This is a genomic window from Rahnella inusitata, from assembly GCF_018288855.1.
GTDB classification, from domain to species: domain Bacteria; phylum Pseudomonadota; class Gammaproteobacteria; order Enterobacterales; family Enterobacteriaceae; genus Rahnella; species Rahnella inusitata.
The window spans coordinates 2508960-2524652 of record NZ_CP065024.1 but is presented as its reverse complement, the minus strand read 5'-3'; the positions used below and the strand labels follow the sequence as shown (position 1 = coordinate 2524652).

Annotated in this window: 13 protein-coding genes; 3 read left to right on the top strand and 10 right to left on the bottom strand. The window is 53.6% G+C overall.

Translation table 11 applies throughout. The features are described 5' to 3' along the window. Window positions 1-3: 3 nt before the first annotated feature. The 5 genes from I2123_RS11850 to chaB form a co-directional block, all read right to left on the bottom strand. Window positions 4-1056 (bottom strand): ABC transporter permease, encoded by a 1053-nt coding sequence (locus I2123_RS11850; RefSeq protein WP_213050507.1) that lies wholly within the window; start codon window positions 1054-1056, stop codon window positions 4-6. Further along, a complete protein-coding gene (locus tag I2123_RS11845) occupies window positions 1056-2624 on the bottom strand; it encodes an ABC transporter substrate-binding protein (protein WP_213050506.1) in 1569 nt (522 codons plus the stop codon). Before I2123_RS11845 ends, I2123_RS11850 begins: the two co-directional genes overlap by 1 nt. Before the next feature lie 285 nt (window positions 2625-2909). Beyond that, window positions 2910-5153, bottom strand: coding sequence for a TonB-dependent receptor (locus tag I2123_RS11840; protein WP_213050505.1), 2244 nt, complete (start codon window positions 5151-5153; stop codon window positions 2910-2912). A gap of 261 nt (window positions 5154-5414) precedes the next feature. Continuing rightward, entirely contained in the window at window positions 5415-6104 is a 690-nt protein-coding gene (locus I2123_RS11835) for a gamma-glutamylcyclotransferase (RefSeq protein WP_213050504.1), read from the bottom strand. A 337-nt stretch (window positions 6105-6441) separates the two neighbouring features. Then, complete coding sequence (gene chaB / locus I2123_RS11830) at window positions 6442-6675, bottom strand: putative cation transport regulator ChaB (RefSeq protein ID WP_112168915.1); 234 nt, start codon at window positions 6673-6675, stop codon at window positions 6442-6444. A gap of 475 nt (window positions 6676-7150) precedes the next feature. On the opposite strand from chaB, the gene chaA reads away from it, so the two are divergent. Beyond that, the gene (chaA, locus tag I2123_RS11825) at window positions 7151-8251 is read left to right on the top strand and encodes a sodium-potassium/proton antiporter ChaA (protein WP_112168916.1); all 1101 of its coding nucleotides are present in this window, start codon (window positions 7151-7153) and stop codon (window positions 8249-8251) included. Window positions 8252-8336: 85 nt separating this feature from the next. Here the strand turns inward: chaA and phoH are convergent, their stop codons facing one another. Both phoH and I2123_RS11815 read right to left on the bottom strand, forming a co-directional pair. Then, window positions 8337-9125, bottom strand: coding sequence for a phosphate starvation-inducible protein PhoH (phoH, locus tag I2123_RS11820; RefSeq protein WP_112168917.1), 789 nt, complete (start codon window positions 9123-9125; stop codon window positions 8337-8339). A gap of 683 nt (window positions 9126-9808) precedes the next feature. Beyond that, window positions 9809-11080, bottom strand: coding sequence for a chloride channel protein (locus I2123_RS11815; RefSeq protein WP_213050503.1), 1272 nt, complete (start codon window positions 11078-11080; stop codon window positions 9809-9811). Between the two features lie 373 nt (window positions 11081-11453). Between I2123_RS11815 and I2123_RS11810 the strand changes: the two genes are divergently transcribed. Both I2123_RS11810 and I2123_RS11805 read left to right on the top strand, forming a co-directional pair. Further along, entirely contained in the window at window positions 11454-11768 is a 315-nt protein-coding gene (locus I2123_RS11810; protein ID WP_213050502.1) for a type II toxin-antitoxin system RelE/ParE family toxin, read from the top strand. 53 nt (window positions 11769-11821) lie between these two features. Continuing rightward, entirely contained in the window at window positions 11822-12151 is a 330-nt protein-coding gene (locus I2123_RS11805) for a HigA family addiction module antitoxin (protein WP_112168921.1), read from the top strand. 34 nt (window positions 12152-12185) lie between these two features. On the opposite strand, the gene efeB is transcribed toward I2123_RS11805, so the two are convergent. The 3 genes from efeB to efeU all read right to left on the bottom strand — a co-directional run bounded on the left by efeB (window position 12186) and on the right by efeU (window position 15661). Continuing rightward, on the bottom strand, window positions 12186-13493 hold the full coding sequence (gene efeB / locus I2123_RS11800) for an iron uptake transporter deferrochelatase/peroxidase subunit (protein ID WP_213050501.1): 1308 nt from the start codon (window positions 13491-13493) through the stop codon (window positions 12186-12188). 131 nt (window positions 13494-13624) lie between these two features. Then, window positions 13625-14764, bottom strand: coding sequence for an iron uptake system protein EfeO (gene efeO, locus I2123_RS11795; RefSeq protein WP_213050500.1), 1140 nt, complete (start codon window positions 14762-14764; stop codon window positions 13625-13627). A gap of 45 nt (window positions 14765-14809) precedes the next feature. Beyond that, window positions 14810-15661 (bottom strand): iron uptake transporter permease EfeU, encoded by an 852-nt coding sequence (gene efeU, locus I2123_RS11790; RefSeq protein WP_213050499.1) that lies wholly within the window; start codon window positions 15659-15661, stop codon window positions 14810-14812. Window positions 15662-15693 lie beyond the last annotated feature (32 nt).

The following is a 15693-nucleotide window of genomic DNA, read 5'->3' as shown; positions in this document are numbered from 1 at the left end:
CCACTAGCGGGTTCGCGGATCGAGCAAATAAGTAAGGGCGTCAGCCAGCGCGTTCAGCAGCACAAAACAGGTGCCGATCAGCAGCGTAGCGCCAAGAATTGCCGGGGTATCCGCGGCGAACAGAGCGGTGGTCAGATAGCGCCCGACGCCCGGCCAGGCAAAGACCGTTTCAGTCAGTACGGCGCCTTCGAGCAGGCTGGCGTAGGAGAGCGTCAGCACGGTAATCAGTGTCCCCAGCACGTTCGGGAAGACGTGACACAGCAGCACGCGTACCCTGCCCGCGCCTTTCGACCGGGCCAGAATCACGTACTCTTTGTTCATTTCGCCGAGCATGGAGGCGCGCAGCAAACGCGTAATTCCCGCCATTGACAGCATCGCCAGCACCGTGACCGGCAGCCACAGGTGGCTGATGGCGTTGTAGAACATCTCGCGGTCACCCGACAGCCAGGTGTCGATCAGCACAAAACCGGTGCGCGGCGTCATGGTGTACATGTACAAATCGTCGAGACGCCCCGGCCCGCCCGCCCAATGCAGTACGGCGTAAAACAGTAACAGGCCGAGCAGGCTCAGCCAGAAGATCGGCACAGAATATCCGAGCAGGGAAACCAGCCGCGCGATGTTATCCAGCCAGCTGCCCGGCTTCCATACCGCCAGCAAGGCCAACAAGATGCCCATGCTGCCGCCGAGCAAAATCGCACAGGTCGCCAGTTCCACCGTTGCCGGGAAGGTGCGCATCAGATCGCTGGCCACCGGCTGCGCAGTAATACGGGAAATACCCATATCGCCGTGCGCGAGGTGATCAAGATAACGGGCGAACTGCACCGGCACTGACTGATCGAGCCCTAAATCACGGCGCACCTGGGCATAAGTGGCTTCGCTGGCGTGATCGCCTGCGACCTGCAACGTCGGGTCGATCGGCGCCAGATGAGAAAGAGTAAAGGTGAACGCCAGCAGGCCGAGTAACGTCAACGCCAGCGAAATTACGCCGGTCAGCAGACGGCCTGACCAGCGCCAACCCTGCCGGACGAATCCGGCGGGTGTTGAACTGTCCGTCATTACTTAGTGACCTTGCTGTAGAAAACCATGTCAGGGTTGATGCCCTGCACGTACCCTTTGACGTTGTCACGCACGGCGATCAGGCTCTTAGCCTGCAGACCGATGACGAACGGTGAATTCTTCTGCACTTCCAGCTGCAACTGACGATAATCCGCCACGCGTTTGGCCTGGTCCGGTTCCGCAATCGCGGCCAGCGTCAGTTTGTTCAGAGCAGGAATTGACCAGTTTGCACGCCACGCCAGCGTTTTACTGCCGTCTTCCGGGTTGAACGCAAATGCCGAGGCGTTAGTGTTCGGGTCAAAGTAATCCGGTCCCCATGAGGACATGTACGCATCGTAGTCGTGAGATTTGATTTTGGTGGAGATCTGCTGGCTTAAGCCCGGATCCAGTTTCACCGTCACGCCGCCCTGCGCGAAGCTGGCCTGCAAGGCCTGCGCAATGTCCAGATACGGCGGCTGATTAGACGTTGATAGCGTAAAGCTGACGTTAGTCAGACCGGCCTTCGCCAGAATCGCTTTGGCTTTCGCCGGGTCATAGGTATAAGGCGTGTCATTGAGCGCGCCGAGGTAACCTTCCGGCAGGAATGACTGATGCACCTGGAACTGATTTTTCATCAGATCATGAGCAATGTGGTTGTAATCGAACAGGTAACGCGCGGCTTCCCAGAAAGCAGGGTTTCCCAGTGCCGGAGAGGCTTTGGCGTTGAACTGCATGAAATACAGCGACGCATAAGGGATCGCCAGCGGTTTCACGCCTTTCTTGCCTTCGAGCGCGGCCATCTGGTCAGAACCGAGGTTACGCGCCATATCGGCATCACCCTGCTCGATCAGCAGACGGCGGGCAGCCGGGTCCGGCACGTTTTTAATCAGAATAGTTTTCAGCTTCGGCGCGCCTTCCGGCGACGTCGGGTTAGCGGTCAGAATCACCACTTCATGCGGAATGTAGTTGCGGATCTGGTACGGGCCGGAACCGGCTGAATGGTTGCTCAGCCACTGGTGGCCAAGGTCATCACCGGCGGCATTGGCTTTCACCAGTTTGCTGTCGACGATGGAAGAGACCGGTGCAGACAGCAGGCTCAGCACGAACGACGGGCTGACGTCTGCGGTCCAGCTGATTTTAACGTGCTGGTCATCGATTTTGGTCAGGAAAGTGTCGACGTTTTTGTCGTTCCAGCCCAGCTGCGTCAGGATAAATGACGGTTCGAGGTTCAGCTTCACCACGCGCGACAGTGAGAAGATCACGTCGTCGGCGGTCAGCGGGTTGCCGCTGGCAAAGGTCGCTTTCGGTGAGAGCGTAAACGTCAGGCTGCGGTTGTCTTTCGCCGCTTCCCATGAGGTCGCCAGCGTCGGTTTCAGATCGATCGGATTATTCGCATCAGACTGCACCAGACGCTGATAAAGATTGTTGAAAGCCTGAACCGTCGTCAGCTCAAAACCCTGAGCCGGGTCGAAGCTGGACGTATCATCAATAGACTGTGCGATAACCAGCGTGTCAGGCGGTGTGGCAGCCTGAACAGAGAAAGTAGCCGCAATAGCCGTAAACAGGACGGACGGTAATAAAGCTTTCATCAAGACAGACTCTCCAAAGTAGCGAAATTGCTAAAATTTTATCGAGTGTAAAGTTTCTTCAAGCTACCAGAAAGTCTGATAAATACTATCGTTATGCTAATTTTGCATAACGTTATCTGATTGGTTATTAAAGCGCCGGAATGCGGGCTGGCGGGGCATTGTTACTGTACAAAGTGGTGTTCCTCCCCTTGCTGAGAGGAAGGTCGGGAGGAGTATTACAGACCACTTTTCAGTTGCCATTGATACCCGCCCCAACCCGCCCCTTTGCAGGAGAGGGAGTTTCAATCAGAAGTCGTAGGTGGCGGAAAGCTTGAACTCACGCGGGTCGCCCTGCGTCAGATAGCCGCCGGTTGCCGATGCCCAATACTTCTCGTTGGTGACGTTTTCCAGATTGGCGCGCCAGGTCAGCGTGCTCTGGCCGACTGGCATCGCGTAACGCATGCCGAGATCCAGACGCGTCCAGCCATCCACTTTCAGCTTATTGGCTTCGTCCGCGTACTGCGAACCGGAACGGATCACTTTGCCCGTTGCCGTCACACCGCTGCCGCCCGGAATATCCCACTCCCCACCGACCACCCACTGATAACGCGGAACGCCAACAGCGTCATTGCCGTCATAAGTACCGCTCTGGGTTTTCGTCATTTCAGGATCCATCCACGTCACACTGCTGTTGACGCGAACGCCCAGCACCGGCTCACCAAACACGTTCAGCTCGACGCCGCGGTTACGCACTTCGCCGTAGTTGCCGTAGGTGTAACCGTCGCCGGTAGCGCGGTACATGCCGATCGGTTTTTTGATTTCGTACAGCGCCAGCGATCCTGCCACGCGCCCAAAGTCGGCTTTCACGCCCACTTCATTTTGCTTCGAGGTTTCGATGCCAGAGACCTGACCGCCATTGGAGACAATCGCGCCGTTGTAGGTCGTTCCGGAGGTTTCACCGGCCTGCAACGCTTCGATGTGGTTGGCGTAGAAGGAATAATGTTCCCACGGCTTCACCACCAGGCCGAACGCCGGGGTGACTTTCATTTCGTCGAACGAGGTATTTTCAGAACCGTCATAGTTATAGTTTTTCACTTCAACATTCTGACGGCGCAGACCGGCGATAAATTGCAGACGGTCGTCGAGCACGGAGAGGGTGTCTGACAGCGAAACGCCGTAAGAACGGGTGCGGTTGCGCACCAGCGGATCGCTCATATCGCCGCCGCTGTAGAGATTGGTCAGCGGCTCGCTGTAATCCACCGGATTGTAAATGTTGGTTTTGATCGACGCCGCGGTCATGGTGTACGCGGTTTTGTATTTGCGGTACAGCGAGGACATACCGAGGTTCACGTTGTGGCTGACAACGCCAGTGTCGAATTTGCCACGAACGCCCGCCTGCGACGAGAAGCTGTCGGCAAAATACGGCACCGACATGCGGCTCATCGTGGCGTTACCGTCGTTATCCTGCAACGTCGGCGAACTGTATTTGCCGAATTCATGCGTATGGTTGGCACCGGCGGCGGCGTAAACGGTCCAGTTATCGGCCACGTCATACTCGCCCTTCAGCATGCCGAATTCGTTTTCCATATCGGTCGAGGCGTACTGCTGACCGTAGTTGCCGGTCGCCGACGGCGCATCAGGGATTTTGGTGGCTTTCCCCAGATACACCACCGGGCGTCCGCCGTGCACGCTGGTTTTGCTCATGCCAAAATCAAGGGATGAACGCAAGCGTTCGCCGCGATAATCCAGCCCGACAGAGCCGAGCGTCAGGCGACGTTTTTCATCATCAATGGCGCTTTCCCCTTCACGGTGAACGGCATTGACGCGCACCCCCCATTGATTGTTATCACCAAAACGACGGCCAACGTCCACGGCACCGCCAACCTGAGAAACCGACGTGTAATCCACCGACACGCGGTTAATCGCTGTGTCAGTCGCACGTTTCGGTTCGATATTAACGTTACCGCCAACGCCGGTTCCGCCCGGCGGCACGCCGTTAAGGAAGGCGCTGGAACCTTTAAGCAACTCCACGCGATCGGCAAATTCCGTTGGCAACAGCTGACGCGGCAGCACGCCGTACAATCCGCCGTAAGAGATATCATCGCCTGACAATTCGAAACCGCGAATAACAAACGTCTCAGAATAGTTGCCATAGCCGTAACCGGTTTGCACGGCGGCGTCGTTGTTAAGCACATCACCCAGTGTACGGGTTTGCTGATCCTGCATCAGTTTGTCGGTGAAGCTGACCACGTTGAACGGAACGTTCATCGCGTCCTGCTCGCCCAGGATCCCTAAACGTGCGCCGTTGGCGATTTGGCCGTCGAGATACGCAGGCACTGCGTCATTGCCACCGGGCGTGAAGGTTTGCGGTGTTGCGCTGACAGTAATGGTATCGCCGTCTTTTGCCGGAGTGGTCTGAGGCGTGGCGGCGAGCGCGGGGAGCGCCAACATTCCCAGTGCGGCCGAAATCACTGCCGGTAGCCTCTTTCTTTTGAAAACCGGCGGACGCGTTGAAACGGGAGAGTGAAAAACTTCACTTTCAGTGTGCATGAGAGTTCCCTGAAAAAGTTCAAATGGTAATAGTAATAATTATCAAAACGATTTGAATTATGCGGATCAGAATACCAATTGCAACAGACTTTTCTGCAATAAAAGCAAGGTAAACAGGATGTTAATGGGGGTATTCGTTCGGAAGTATAAATCGTCGCAAAACGCTGTCGGGTAACAGGCTGAATTCAGGGGAATAAATGTGGCAGAACGGGAGACTGGCCGCTAAGCAGAACGCGCAGCCAGTTAACAGAGAGGATAATTTTAGCTCAGGCCGGGAACTTCGAAACCGGGAGAAACAGAAAGCAGCATCCGCACCTGCTTAACCAGCTCGCTCATGCAGTCATCGCGCATCCCGTAACTTTCCAGCTCTTTTTCGAGAGCAAACAGGTACTGCGCGTTAGTGCCGAGCGGTCCGCTGGCCTGTGCGATCAGCGGCGCGATAATCTGATAATCAGTATCGGCTTCGTACTGTGGATGCGAAGGATCCATAATGAACACCAGCGCGGTGACTTTACGCCCGTCGTCGAGATCCAGTTCGCACCACGTCGGGCGATAGCAGCCGGTCAGCATTTCGCGCTTCCACAGCAGCTCAAGCTCTTCGTGCAACTTATCTTCCGGCAGGCGGAAAGCCAGACCAGTGGTTTGTCCGCCGTCGCGCAGTGCCAGCATACGACCAGGCTGCGCGTGTGTACCGCGTCCTGAGGTCAGACGAAGACAGAAAGCACGGTGGTAACCGCGCAGAGTCGCAGGCCGGGCCTCTTCAGAGTCGAAGACCGGGTTCCACATCAGCGAACCGTAACCAAAAATCCACACGGGACTGTTGTCAGGGCGTCGCGCCAGCGTGCAATCGAGTGAGGCGGCGCGTTGTTCGGAGGTTAATAACATCGATTCGTCGATGCTGCCGAATGCTGTTTTACAATCTGCGTTTCGCAGAAAATCTCGAGTTAACATTCATTCCCTCCTTTAATACGACGTACTTTTGAACATGCCATGCTGTTGACGCTGTGTTCTCCGTTATCGCGATGAGTGATTAGGTGTGCAGGTGTAGCGTTGGATAGGGTCTGGGAATTTTCGTATACCCCTGCTCTTTGAAACCTTATTCGTTTCTCTCGTTGCAATCAAGGTTGAGAGCGATCACAAAACGAAAATAAAGTGATTATTTTATGAACATTGCGTGAATGTTGAATTTTAAGGGGGGTAATTGAGAAAAATGGAGGAAAACGGTGTGTCATTCGGGTTAACCACGCAATGGTCGCGACGGGCGTCAGTTCACGCCCGTCACGATTGCTTAAGACTTTTTAGGGTGCCACTTGTCGTCATCCCCTTTGCTATAACTGTGTTTTACCGCCGCCCAGGCCACTTTATGCGCGGTTTCCTCGCGGGTGTCGTCGCCCTGCCGGTCTTTAGCTTTGGCATATTCATCCCACGCGCTGTTGAAGGCTTCTTTATAGATATCCTGTGCATGGACAGGCAGCACGTTGCGGACAGATTCAGGCAACGCAGAACGATTTTCGTAAGGCATCCCCGGCTCCTTTTACAAGATGTTATGGGTGAACAGTAAGTCTGGCTGCTACCCTCAAAGGATCAAGTCAGAATTGTCCCGTTCTTACGCTTAATCGAAACAAAAACAGCGTAATTCGCCTCCATTGTTATGTGGGTATGAGGTTAATTTACATAAATTGACGCACAATCACCATAAGACAAATAGTTATAATTAAGATATTGAAATAAAGCGACTTTAATTTTTAACAATCAACATTAACTGCAAGTTAAAACCCTAATAAATAGCATTGGCTGCTGACAAATGGTGAACATAGCGTGTTTTTATCGTTAAGACTGATAAATTCCTGTTAATAGATTAATTTATCTACTATACTTAACAGGTTACACCATTACGCACCCGTGCGTTTTTACTGATAACCGGCGGACAGGCGGTTGTTTTTTTTCGCGGATCTGGCTTTGCTGGTTCGTGCATGCTTATAAGGAGAAAAATCATCATGGTGTCGTCTCAGGAACATCCAAAAATCAAAACCCGCCATCAGGAATATTCCCTGATTTTTCCCATTGCCGCACTGATCGTCCTCGTCATGTGGGGCAACAGCAGTAATTTCGCTTCCGTCGTCGGTATCAATTTAATCGCGCTGGTGGGTATCCTCGCCAGTGCCTTCAGCGTTGTCCGTCATGCGGACGTGCTGGCACACCGTCTCGGCGAACCTTACGGCTCGCTCATCCTCAGCCTTTCAGTGGTCATCCTCGAAGTCAGTCTGATTTCGGCCCTGATGGCGACGGGCGATGCCGCACCCGCGCTGATGCGTGACACTCTCTTCTCGATCATTATGATCGTCACTGCCGGTCTGGTAGGCGTTGCCCTGCTGCTCGGTGGCCGTAAATTTGCGACACAGTATGTGAATCTTGGTGGTATCAAGCAGTACCTGATGGCGATTTTCCCGCTGGCTGTCATCGTACTTGTCCTGCCTGCGGCGCTGCCCGGCGGTAACTTTACCACCACGCAGGCGCTGTTTGTGGCCGTGATTTCCGCTGCAATGTACGGCGTCTTCCTGCTGATCCAGACCAAGACGCACCAGAGCCTGTTCATCTACGAGCATGAAGACGAAGACGAAGAAAGCGGCCACGGAAAGCCCTCTTCGAAAAGTAATCTGACGCACACCCTGTGGCTTATCGTGCATCTGGTGCTGGTTATTGCGGTAACCAAGTTCAACGCCAACCCGCTGGAAAGCCTGCTGACCGAGCTGAATGCGCCCGCACAGTTCACCGGTTTCCTGGTTGCACTGTTGATTTTGTCTCCTGAAGGTTTAGGTGCGCTGAGAGCCGTACTGAAGAATCAGGTACAGCGTGCCATGAATTTATTCTTCGGCTCAGTGCTGGCGACGATTTCACTGACCGTTCCGGCGGTAACCGTGATTGCCACCCTGACCGGACAGGACCTGATTTTTGGCCTCGACCCGGCCAACATCGTGGTGATGCTGTCGGTGCTGATTCTGTGCCAAATCTCGTTCTCGACTGGCCGTACTAATGTACTGAACGGTACCGCCCATCTGGCCTTATTCTGTGCGTATATGATGATTATTATGCTTTAAATTAAGCGCATCACATTTATAAAAGCCCTAACAAGAAAGGCCGCTCATCACGAGCGGCCTTTTTATTGCAATCAGTTTGAGTTAATTACGAGTAGGCATTCAGCGTTTTCTGACACAGCTCAGAGCGCACGCAGTCCTGTTTATCAAACTTAATGATGCCGACCATCTCGTCTTCTTCGAAGCGGGATAATGCATCGCTGAGACCCGATACTACGCCACGCGGTAAATCGCACTGGGTAATATCACCGTTAACAATAACCGTCACATTTTCACCGAGACGGGTCAGGAACATTTTCATCTGACTGGCGGTGACATTCTGGGCTTCATCCAGAATAACCACGGCATTTTCGAAAGTACGTCCACGCATGTAGGCGAAAGGCGCAATTTCCACTTTCCCAATTTCCGGCCGCAAACAATATTGCAGGAATGAAGAACCCAGGCGACGTAATAAAATGTCGTAGACCGGACGGAAATAAGGCGCAAACTTCTCAGATATATCGCCTGGCAGGAAACCGAGATCTTCATCGGCCTGCAATACCGGACGTGTCACAATAATCCTGTCGATTTCTTTGTGAATTAATGCCTCTGCCGCTTTCGCAGCGCTGATAAATGTTTTGCCGCAACCCGCTTCACCGGTGGCAAAAATTAACTGCTTATTCTCTATGGCTGATAAGTAATGACCCTGAGCTTCGGTACGTGCTTCGATGACAGAGTGGTCGCGGGTATCCCGTGCCATTCCAATCGATTCCAAACCGCCCATCTGTACTAATGATGTCACAGATTCTTCCTCGCGCTGGCGGTGACTGCGTGAGTCGCTACGAATGACTCGTTTTGCTTCACGGCGAGCTTTGATCACTGCTTTCTGTCTTCCCATAGTGGCACCTTACAGTTTGATTCACTTAACGCTAAGGCGGTTGCCCGCACGGTTATGTTTCACTCACAAATGAGGTTTTGGTCTCCTTTTAGACCAATTGAAGCCAATGAATAACGTGAAGAGGAAAATCGACCGGAGTGATAATAAAATAATCGCCCGGCTGTTTTCTTTTCACGTGGAGGCATTGTCACGCGTTTCGATATTAACGTCGAAAATGACAAACCGCTGACCCGAACAATCACGTTGCCAGAATTAAAGCCAGTGCATTTCGCCGAAGTGTTTAAGAGCCTCCCGGATTTAGGAGAAGAAGAGTCAGTTAAAGAACAGGGTTGTTGTATGGATGGGGACGTCTTTGTAAAAAGATAAGAATAAACTGAAAATGAGGTGGTAAATAATAAAGTGTCGGAAGCTTTGCCCTCGTTTGCATTTATGCGACAACAACGAGTGAATGTGTGAAGCCTGTTATTTTCGTTCACCAGCCCAAACAAGGACTTTACCATTCGCGCTCCCCGCAGTATTAGTTCTTCAAATATTCATTACGGCGCCTGCCGTTCACGTTGAAAAACTACCTGTCTATGATTTCAGTATAATGACAGCTGAAATAATTGCGTTACCAAAATGTAAAAAAATTTGTAGCCGCCGTCAACAGGATCTTGAGGATCTTTTCAGGATCCTCTTTAGGATTATTTTTTAACCGCCAACTTATCGCATAGCGTGAAGCAGGCTACCGAGCCGCTGACGGCGAAAAGTATTGGAATTAAGAAGTCGTGATCGACCCGCGTAAATTCCATGATCAGCACTACCGCTGTGAGCGGCATTTTCATCGACGACGCCAGAAACGCTGCGGCACCGATAATCGCAAATGCTCCCAGCGACGTGCCCGGCCAAAAGAGGTTCCACACCGCGCCCAGTATGCAGGCCAGCAGCGCACCGTTCGACAGCCCCGGCGTCAGCAACCCACCCTGTGCGCCTGCCCGCAGCGTGCTCCAGGTGATCACCAGCTTGCCGAGCAGCACTGTCGCCGCGAGCGCCACGGTGATCTGATTATCAAAACTCAGCTGTGCGGGCCCCTTTCCGTTGCCCAGCAGCTGCGGTAACCAGCCAGCCAGAATGCCGATAAAAGCAAAATTCAGCAGATTATAGATAATCAACCGGGCATCGCGTGGTGCATCCGCCTTCGCTTTGTTGGTCATGCGCGTAAACCAATATGCCGCGATACCAAACACCGGCCCCATCACCACCGACCAGACCAGCAGCGACGGCGTAGTAGTAAGCTGCATCAGGTGGTACTGCGATTCGTTACCCAACCCGATCCACGCCACCAGCGCGGCAATTGAGGACGTCGCAATCGCTGGCAACAGCAGCTGCCAGCTGAACGCTCCGAGTAGCACTTCGAGCACAAACACCGCGCCCCCGAGCGGAACGTTATACACCGCGGCCAGCCCTGCGCCCGCCCCGCAGGCAATCATTATCTGCGTTTCGCGCACCGTCAGGCTGAACCGTCGCGTCAGCCAGCTGGCAGACACCGCGCCAATTTCGCGTGGCGCAACTTCCCGCCCGAGCGGTGACCCGAGCGCCACCGTAATGATTTGCAGCAAAGCATGAATAGTGGTGCTGAAAACGGGCATATGCGGTTTATCAGATTTCACCGCCGCCGCGATGCTGACCAGCGGTTTTGCAAACCGGTACAGCGCCCACCAGCCCGTCCCCGCGATAGCGCCGCAAATCACCAGCACTGCCAGCCGCCGCGACCTCGTGGCATCACTGACGCCCTGCAAAAAGCTTTCACTGCTGATGATGAAATCCGGGCTATAGCCGAACGCGAGGTGCTGGATAAAATGCAGGAGCAGCGCCAGCATCATGCCACCCAGCCCGGCCAGAATGCCGGTGCACAATGTCACTACCGTCAGCCGCCATAACGGGCTGGATAGTCCGGGATCCTTCAATTCTGTCATGTCACGATTTCACTGATTCTGTTGTTGATGAGTAAACAGATTACACAAAGAGAGTTAAACCGTGGTTCATCGGGAGGGATTTTTATCTCAAGAGCGAAGATTTTTCTGTTCGTACTTTGCGTGGCGCTACCCCTTTCTTGCGTAGCATTGCGCATTTATTACGTCACTCAATGTAGGTTGCCGACAAACTCTGGAAAACGTAGCGCGATATCATCAATCCGCGCTGTGCGTTTACGGGATGAAGCGTAATGTCATCTTCGCTTTTAACGGAACAATCCCTATACAGCGCAGAACAACTCTGTTAATTTATGCACCGAAGCACAGTGCAGTAGTGCTTCGGTGCCCAACCTTGAAACCAGGATGGGTTCATCAGATGAACGATATGCTCAGGATCAGCAGCTTTCGCGATCAGTGGCTGGAAGACTTTTTTCATTTCGCCACACCACATCGGAAAATCCCGTGGGTGCTTGCGGGTGTTCTGGAAAGAAAGCTGGATATGATTAATGCTGCGATGGATTACCGGGATTTACTCTGGCCCCCCGGCAACCGTTATGAAGAATTAGCGCCGCCGCTCAAGGGCTTTTCGTCAATACGGGTGAATGACCAGTATCGCCTCATTTTTTACTGGCGTGAAGGTAAGGCACATGGCTTATTTCTGGATCCTCACGTTTACAGAAACCATCGATAACGACAGGCATTATCGTTGCAATGTTAATGAAGGCAGACCAGAAGGAAAGTCGTATGGATGTGACAACACGTAAGCCCGCAACCGTCGGGGATATTTTGCAGTATGAATACCTTGAACCAACCGGTCTGAGAATTAATGACCTGGCCGTCATGCTGAATGTACACCGCAATACCATCAGCGCACTGGTCAACAATAACCGCAAGCTGACCATTGATATCGCTTTCCGGCTGGCAAAAGCCTTTGAGACGTCCGTTGAATTTTGGCTGAACCTGCAAAAAAATGTCGATATCTGGGAAGTGCAAAATAATTCGCGTTTAATGGCTGATATCAGCCATGTTGTCACCCTGAAAACCTTTCTTGAGCAGCCTGAAAGCCATCCCTAGCTAACAGTATCGTCATCGCGGGCGGGGCCGGGCCTTACGCCTCAATCAACCCCTGCCCCAGATAATGATTTTGATCTTTCACCCCCGGCAGCGTGAAGAAGAAACCGCCGCCGACCGGGCGGATATACTCTTCCAGCGGTTCGCCGTTCAGGCGTTTTTGCACGGTCAGAAAACCTTTTTCCAGATCGTGCTGGAAGCAGACAAACAGCAGCCCCATTTCCAGTTGACCGGAATTGGTGACGCCCAGCGAATAGCTGTAGCCGCGACGGAGCATCAGGTTGTCGTCGGTTTCTTTGGTGCGCGGGTTCGCTAAGCGAATATGCGCATCCAGCGGGATCACCTTGCCTTCCGGGTCTTTGGTGTAATCGGGCACGTCGTGCTCTTTTTCCATACCCAGAGGCGCGCCGGTAGCTTTGTGACGGCCAAAGATGGTCTGCTGCTCCTGCAACGGCGTGCGGTCCCAGAATTCGACGTGGAAAGGAATAATGCGCGTGGCCTGATAGCTGCCGCCGACCGTCCACGCGGGTTCGCCCTGATCGGCAGTCACCCAGATGGCTTTATCCATCAGTTGCTTGTCTTTGCTGTCGGGGTTCGCTGTACCGTCTTTGAAGCCCAACAGGTTGATCGGCGTTTCTTTGCCCTGACTGCGCGCGGCGTGGGACGAAATGAAGCCGTCGCGACGCCAGCGCACGCTGAGCAAATCCGGCGTGTACTTGATGATGTCGCGCAATGCGTGAACCACGGTATCGCTGTTATTGGCGCAGATCTGCAACAGCAGATCGCCGTGGCAAAGCTTCGCATCAAGGGAGTCGTTGGGGAAACGCGCCATGCGCTGTAACTTCAGCGGCTTATGCGGCGCGAGACCGAAACGTTCGTCAAACAACGAATCACCGGCGGAGAGCGTCATGGTCAGATTGTCAGGATAAATCTCAGCGCCCATGACACCGGAATCCATCGGCGGAAATTTCGGATCCACAGAAGGCGCAGTGCCACCGGTGGTCAGGAAGCTGAAACGGGTATCGAGCAGACGGAACAGACGCTCCAGATCGGCTTTGGTCGTCGCCAGCACGTCAAAAGCCACCAGCATCATCGCGGCCTGTTGTGGCGTCAGAATACCGGCCTGATGCTCACCGTAATAGGGTTGCTTGCCCCAGCGTTCATCGGGGGAAACGGTTCCGGGGGTATATTCTTCTTTAGCACCAGGTGTTTTCTCGGCCTGCGCACCGGCTGCGCCGCCCAGGGCAAATGCCCCGCCTAACAATCCCACGCCTTTTAACAAACGGCGGCGGGAAGAAGAAGCCACGTCTTGCGCACCCGACTTATTATCGTTTTTATTGCTCATTGCTGAAATCCCAAAATCAAAAGCCAAAGCTTGCGCGGTTGGCCCCTTCCCCTCTCAGGAGGGGAAGGCTGGGATGAGGCGTGGGTAAAAACCCCTCCCAACCTCCCGCTTCACTGAGGAGGGCGTTAAGATTAATCCAGACCCAATACACCACGCAGTTTGGCTAAATCTTCTGCCAACGTTGTGATCGGCCCTTTCATTGCATTGCGGTCTGCATCGGACAGTTTTTCGTAGTTCTCGTAACCGTCTTTTGTTTTGTATTTGTCGAGCAACGTATCGACGGTTTTGAAGTTCGCGTCGATTTTATCCAGCAGCGGCTTGTCAGCTTTTTCCAACAGCGGACGCAGCAGGTTCACGATTTTCTGTGCGCCGTCGAGATTGGCACGAAAATCCCACAGATCAGTGCGGCTGTAACGGTCTTCTTCACCGCTGATTTTGCTGGAGGCCACTTCTTCGATGAGCCCGGCAGCGCCGCCGACCACTTTGCTTGGCGGGAAGGTCAGATCGGTGATGCGTTTTTGCAGATCCACGGTGTCGTCATACAGTTTGTCAGCAAACTGCTCGGTGCCTTTGGTGGTTTTGTCGGCGAAGAGGATTTTCTCCAGACGGTGGAAACCGGTGAAATTCGGGTCTTCGGCTTTCTTCTCGAAATCGTCTTCACGGGCGTCGATGCTGCCGTCCAAATCGGAGAACAGTTCAGCAATCGGCTCAATGCGCTCGTAGTAAACGCGGGTTGAAGCGTACAGGGATTGGGCTTTTTTCAGGTCACCCTTTTTGATCGCATCAGTAAAGGCTTTGGTATGCGAAACCAGTTCGCCAACCTGTTGCGTCACATAGACTTTATATTCGGCAATCGGGCCGACCAGCGCCATTGCGTCAGGCTTGGTTGCTGTCGCTGCGCCTTCTGCGGTCACGGTCAGTTTCCCTTTTGGATTGCTCAGCAAGCCGCAGGTCATGTCGTATTCGCCGGGTTCCAGATTGGCAGTCATTTTCTGGGTGAAGCCCGGCGCGATATTTTCGCGCTCTTCCACCACCATCACGCCTTTCAGAATTTCCCACTCCAGCCCTTTCTGACTGGCGTTGTGTACCACAAACTGCGTTTTACCGGCCGGCACAGTCAGCGCCATCGGGTCACACTGTTTATCGTTGACGGTAATTTTAACCTGACGAACATCAGCAGCCAGCACGTTGGCGCTCAGCGCAAACGCTGGCAGGGACAACAGTGCAATCTGTAAAGCTTTACGGCGAAACAGCGGGGATGAATATGACATGTACAACTCCATGACAAACTGTGTGAAGAGAAAATTAACGTAAAATCAGCGTTGTGGTTTTTGCCCGGCAGAAGCCGGCGCGGCCACGGGCGATTTGCCGTGTGGCATAAAGAACAGGAACAGCGCCGGGATCAGATACAGGAAATACACCGAGACTTCACTGACGGTCGGGGCCTCCTGATAGCCGAACATACCTTCCAGCAGGGTGCCAAATAATGAATGCGTGGAGAGCGTGCCGCTCAGATCAAAAGCGATATCCTGCATACCGTTCCACAGACCCGCTTCGTGGAAGGCGCGGATCGCGCCTGCTGCCAGACCGGCGGCGACGAACAAAATAAACAGGCTGGTCCATTTGAAGAACTTCGCCAGATGCAGTTTCACGCCGCCGTAATAGATAAGGAAACCGAGCACGATTGCCGCGCCTAAGCCCAGCAGCGCACCGATTGGCGCTTCAATTCCGACATCCTGCTGAAACGCGGCCAGCAGGAAAAACACCGATTCCAGCCCTTCGCGCGCCACGGCAAAGAACACCATTGCCACCAGCGCCCAGCCCTGCCCGCGGCTGGAGTTCAGCGCATTATCGATAGCGCCTTCCAGATGCACTTTGATTGAACGCGACACTTTGCGCATCCAGAACACCATGTAAGTCAGAATGCAGACCGCAATCACGGCTACGATGCCCTCGAACAGCTCCTGCTGCTTCTGCGGAAATTCACCGGTGGTTTCATTGATAAAAACACCCAGCGCCAGACACAAGGCCGCCGCGACGATAACGCCAATCCAGACCACGCCAAGCCACTGCCCGCGCTGCGTACGTTTCAGATAACTGGCGATCAGGCTGACGATCAGCGCGGCTTCAAGCCCTTCGCGGAACATGATAAGAAACGGAACGAACATAGCGGAACTCCCGTAAAACAATGAACCTACAG

Excerpts from the sequence above, each read along its gene's own strand:
- efeB (WP_213050501.1), bottom strand. The coding sequence starts at position 13,493 with ATGAGCAATAAAAACGATAATAAGTCGGGTGCGCAAGACGTGGCTTCT.
- I2123_RS11850 (WP_213050507.1), bottom strand. The coding sequence starts at position 1,056 with ATGACGGACAGTTCAACACCCGCCGGATTCGTCCGGCAGGGTTGGCGC.
- I2123_RS11840 (WP_213050505.1), bottom strand. The coding sequence starts at position 5,153 with ATGCACACTGAAAGTGAAGTTTTTCACTCTCCCGTTTCAACGCGTCCG.
- phoH (WP_112168917.1), bottom strand. The coding sequence starts at position 9,125 with ATGGGAAGACAGAAAGCAGTGATCAAAGCTCGCCGTGAAGCAAAACGA.
- efeU (WP_213050499.1), bottom strand. The coding sequence starts at position 15,661 with ATGTTCGTTCCGTTTCTTATCATGTTCCGCGAAGGGCTTGAAGCCGCG.
- I2123_RS11815 (WP_213050503.1), bottom strand. The coding sequence starts at position 11,080 with ATGACAGAATTGAAGGATCCCGGACTATCCAGCCCGTTATGGCGGCTG.
- chaB (WP_112168915.1), bottom strand. The coding sequence starts at position 6,675 with ATGCCTTACGAAAATCGTTCTGCGTTGCCTGAATCTGTCCGCAACGTG.
- I2123_RS11835 (WP_213050504.1), bottom strand. The coding sequence starts at position 6,104 with ATGTTAACTCGAGATTTTCTGCGAAACGCAGATTGTAAAACAGCATTC.
- I2123_RS11805 (WP_112168921.1), top strand. The coding sequence starts at position 11,822 with ATGGATGTGACAACACGTAAGCCCGCAACCGTCGGGGATATTTTGCAG.
- I2123_RS11845 (WP_213050506.1), bottom strand. The coding sequence starts at position 2,624 with ATGAAAGCTTTATTACCGTCCGTCCTGTTTACGGCTATTGCGGCTACT.
- I2123_RS11810 (WP_213050502.1), top strand. The coding sequence starts at position 11,454 with ATGAACGATATGCTCAGGATCAGCAGCTTTCGCGATCAGTGGCTGGAA.
- chaA (WP_112168916.1), top strand. The coding sequence starts at position 7,151 with ATGGTGTCGTCTCAGGAACATCCAAAAATCAAAACCCGCCATCAGGAA.
- efeO (WP_213050500.1), bottom strand. The coding sequence starts at position 14,764 with ATGTCATATTCATCCCCGCTGTTTCGCCGTAAAGCTTTACAGATTGCA.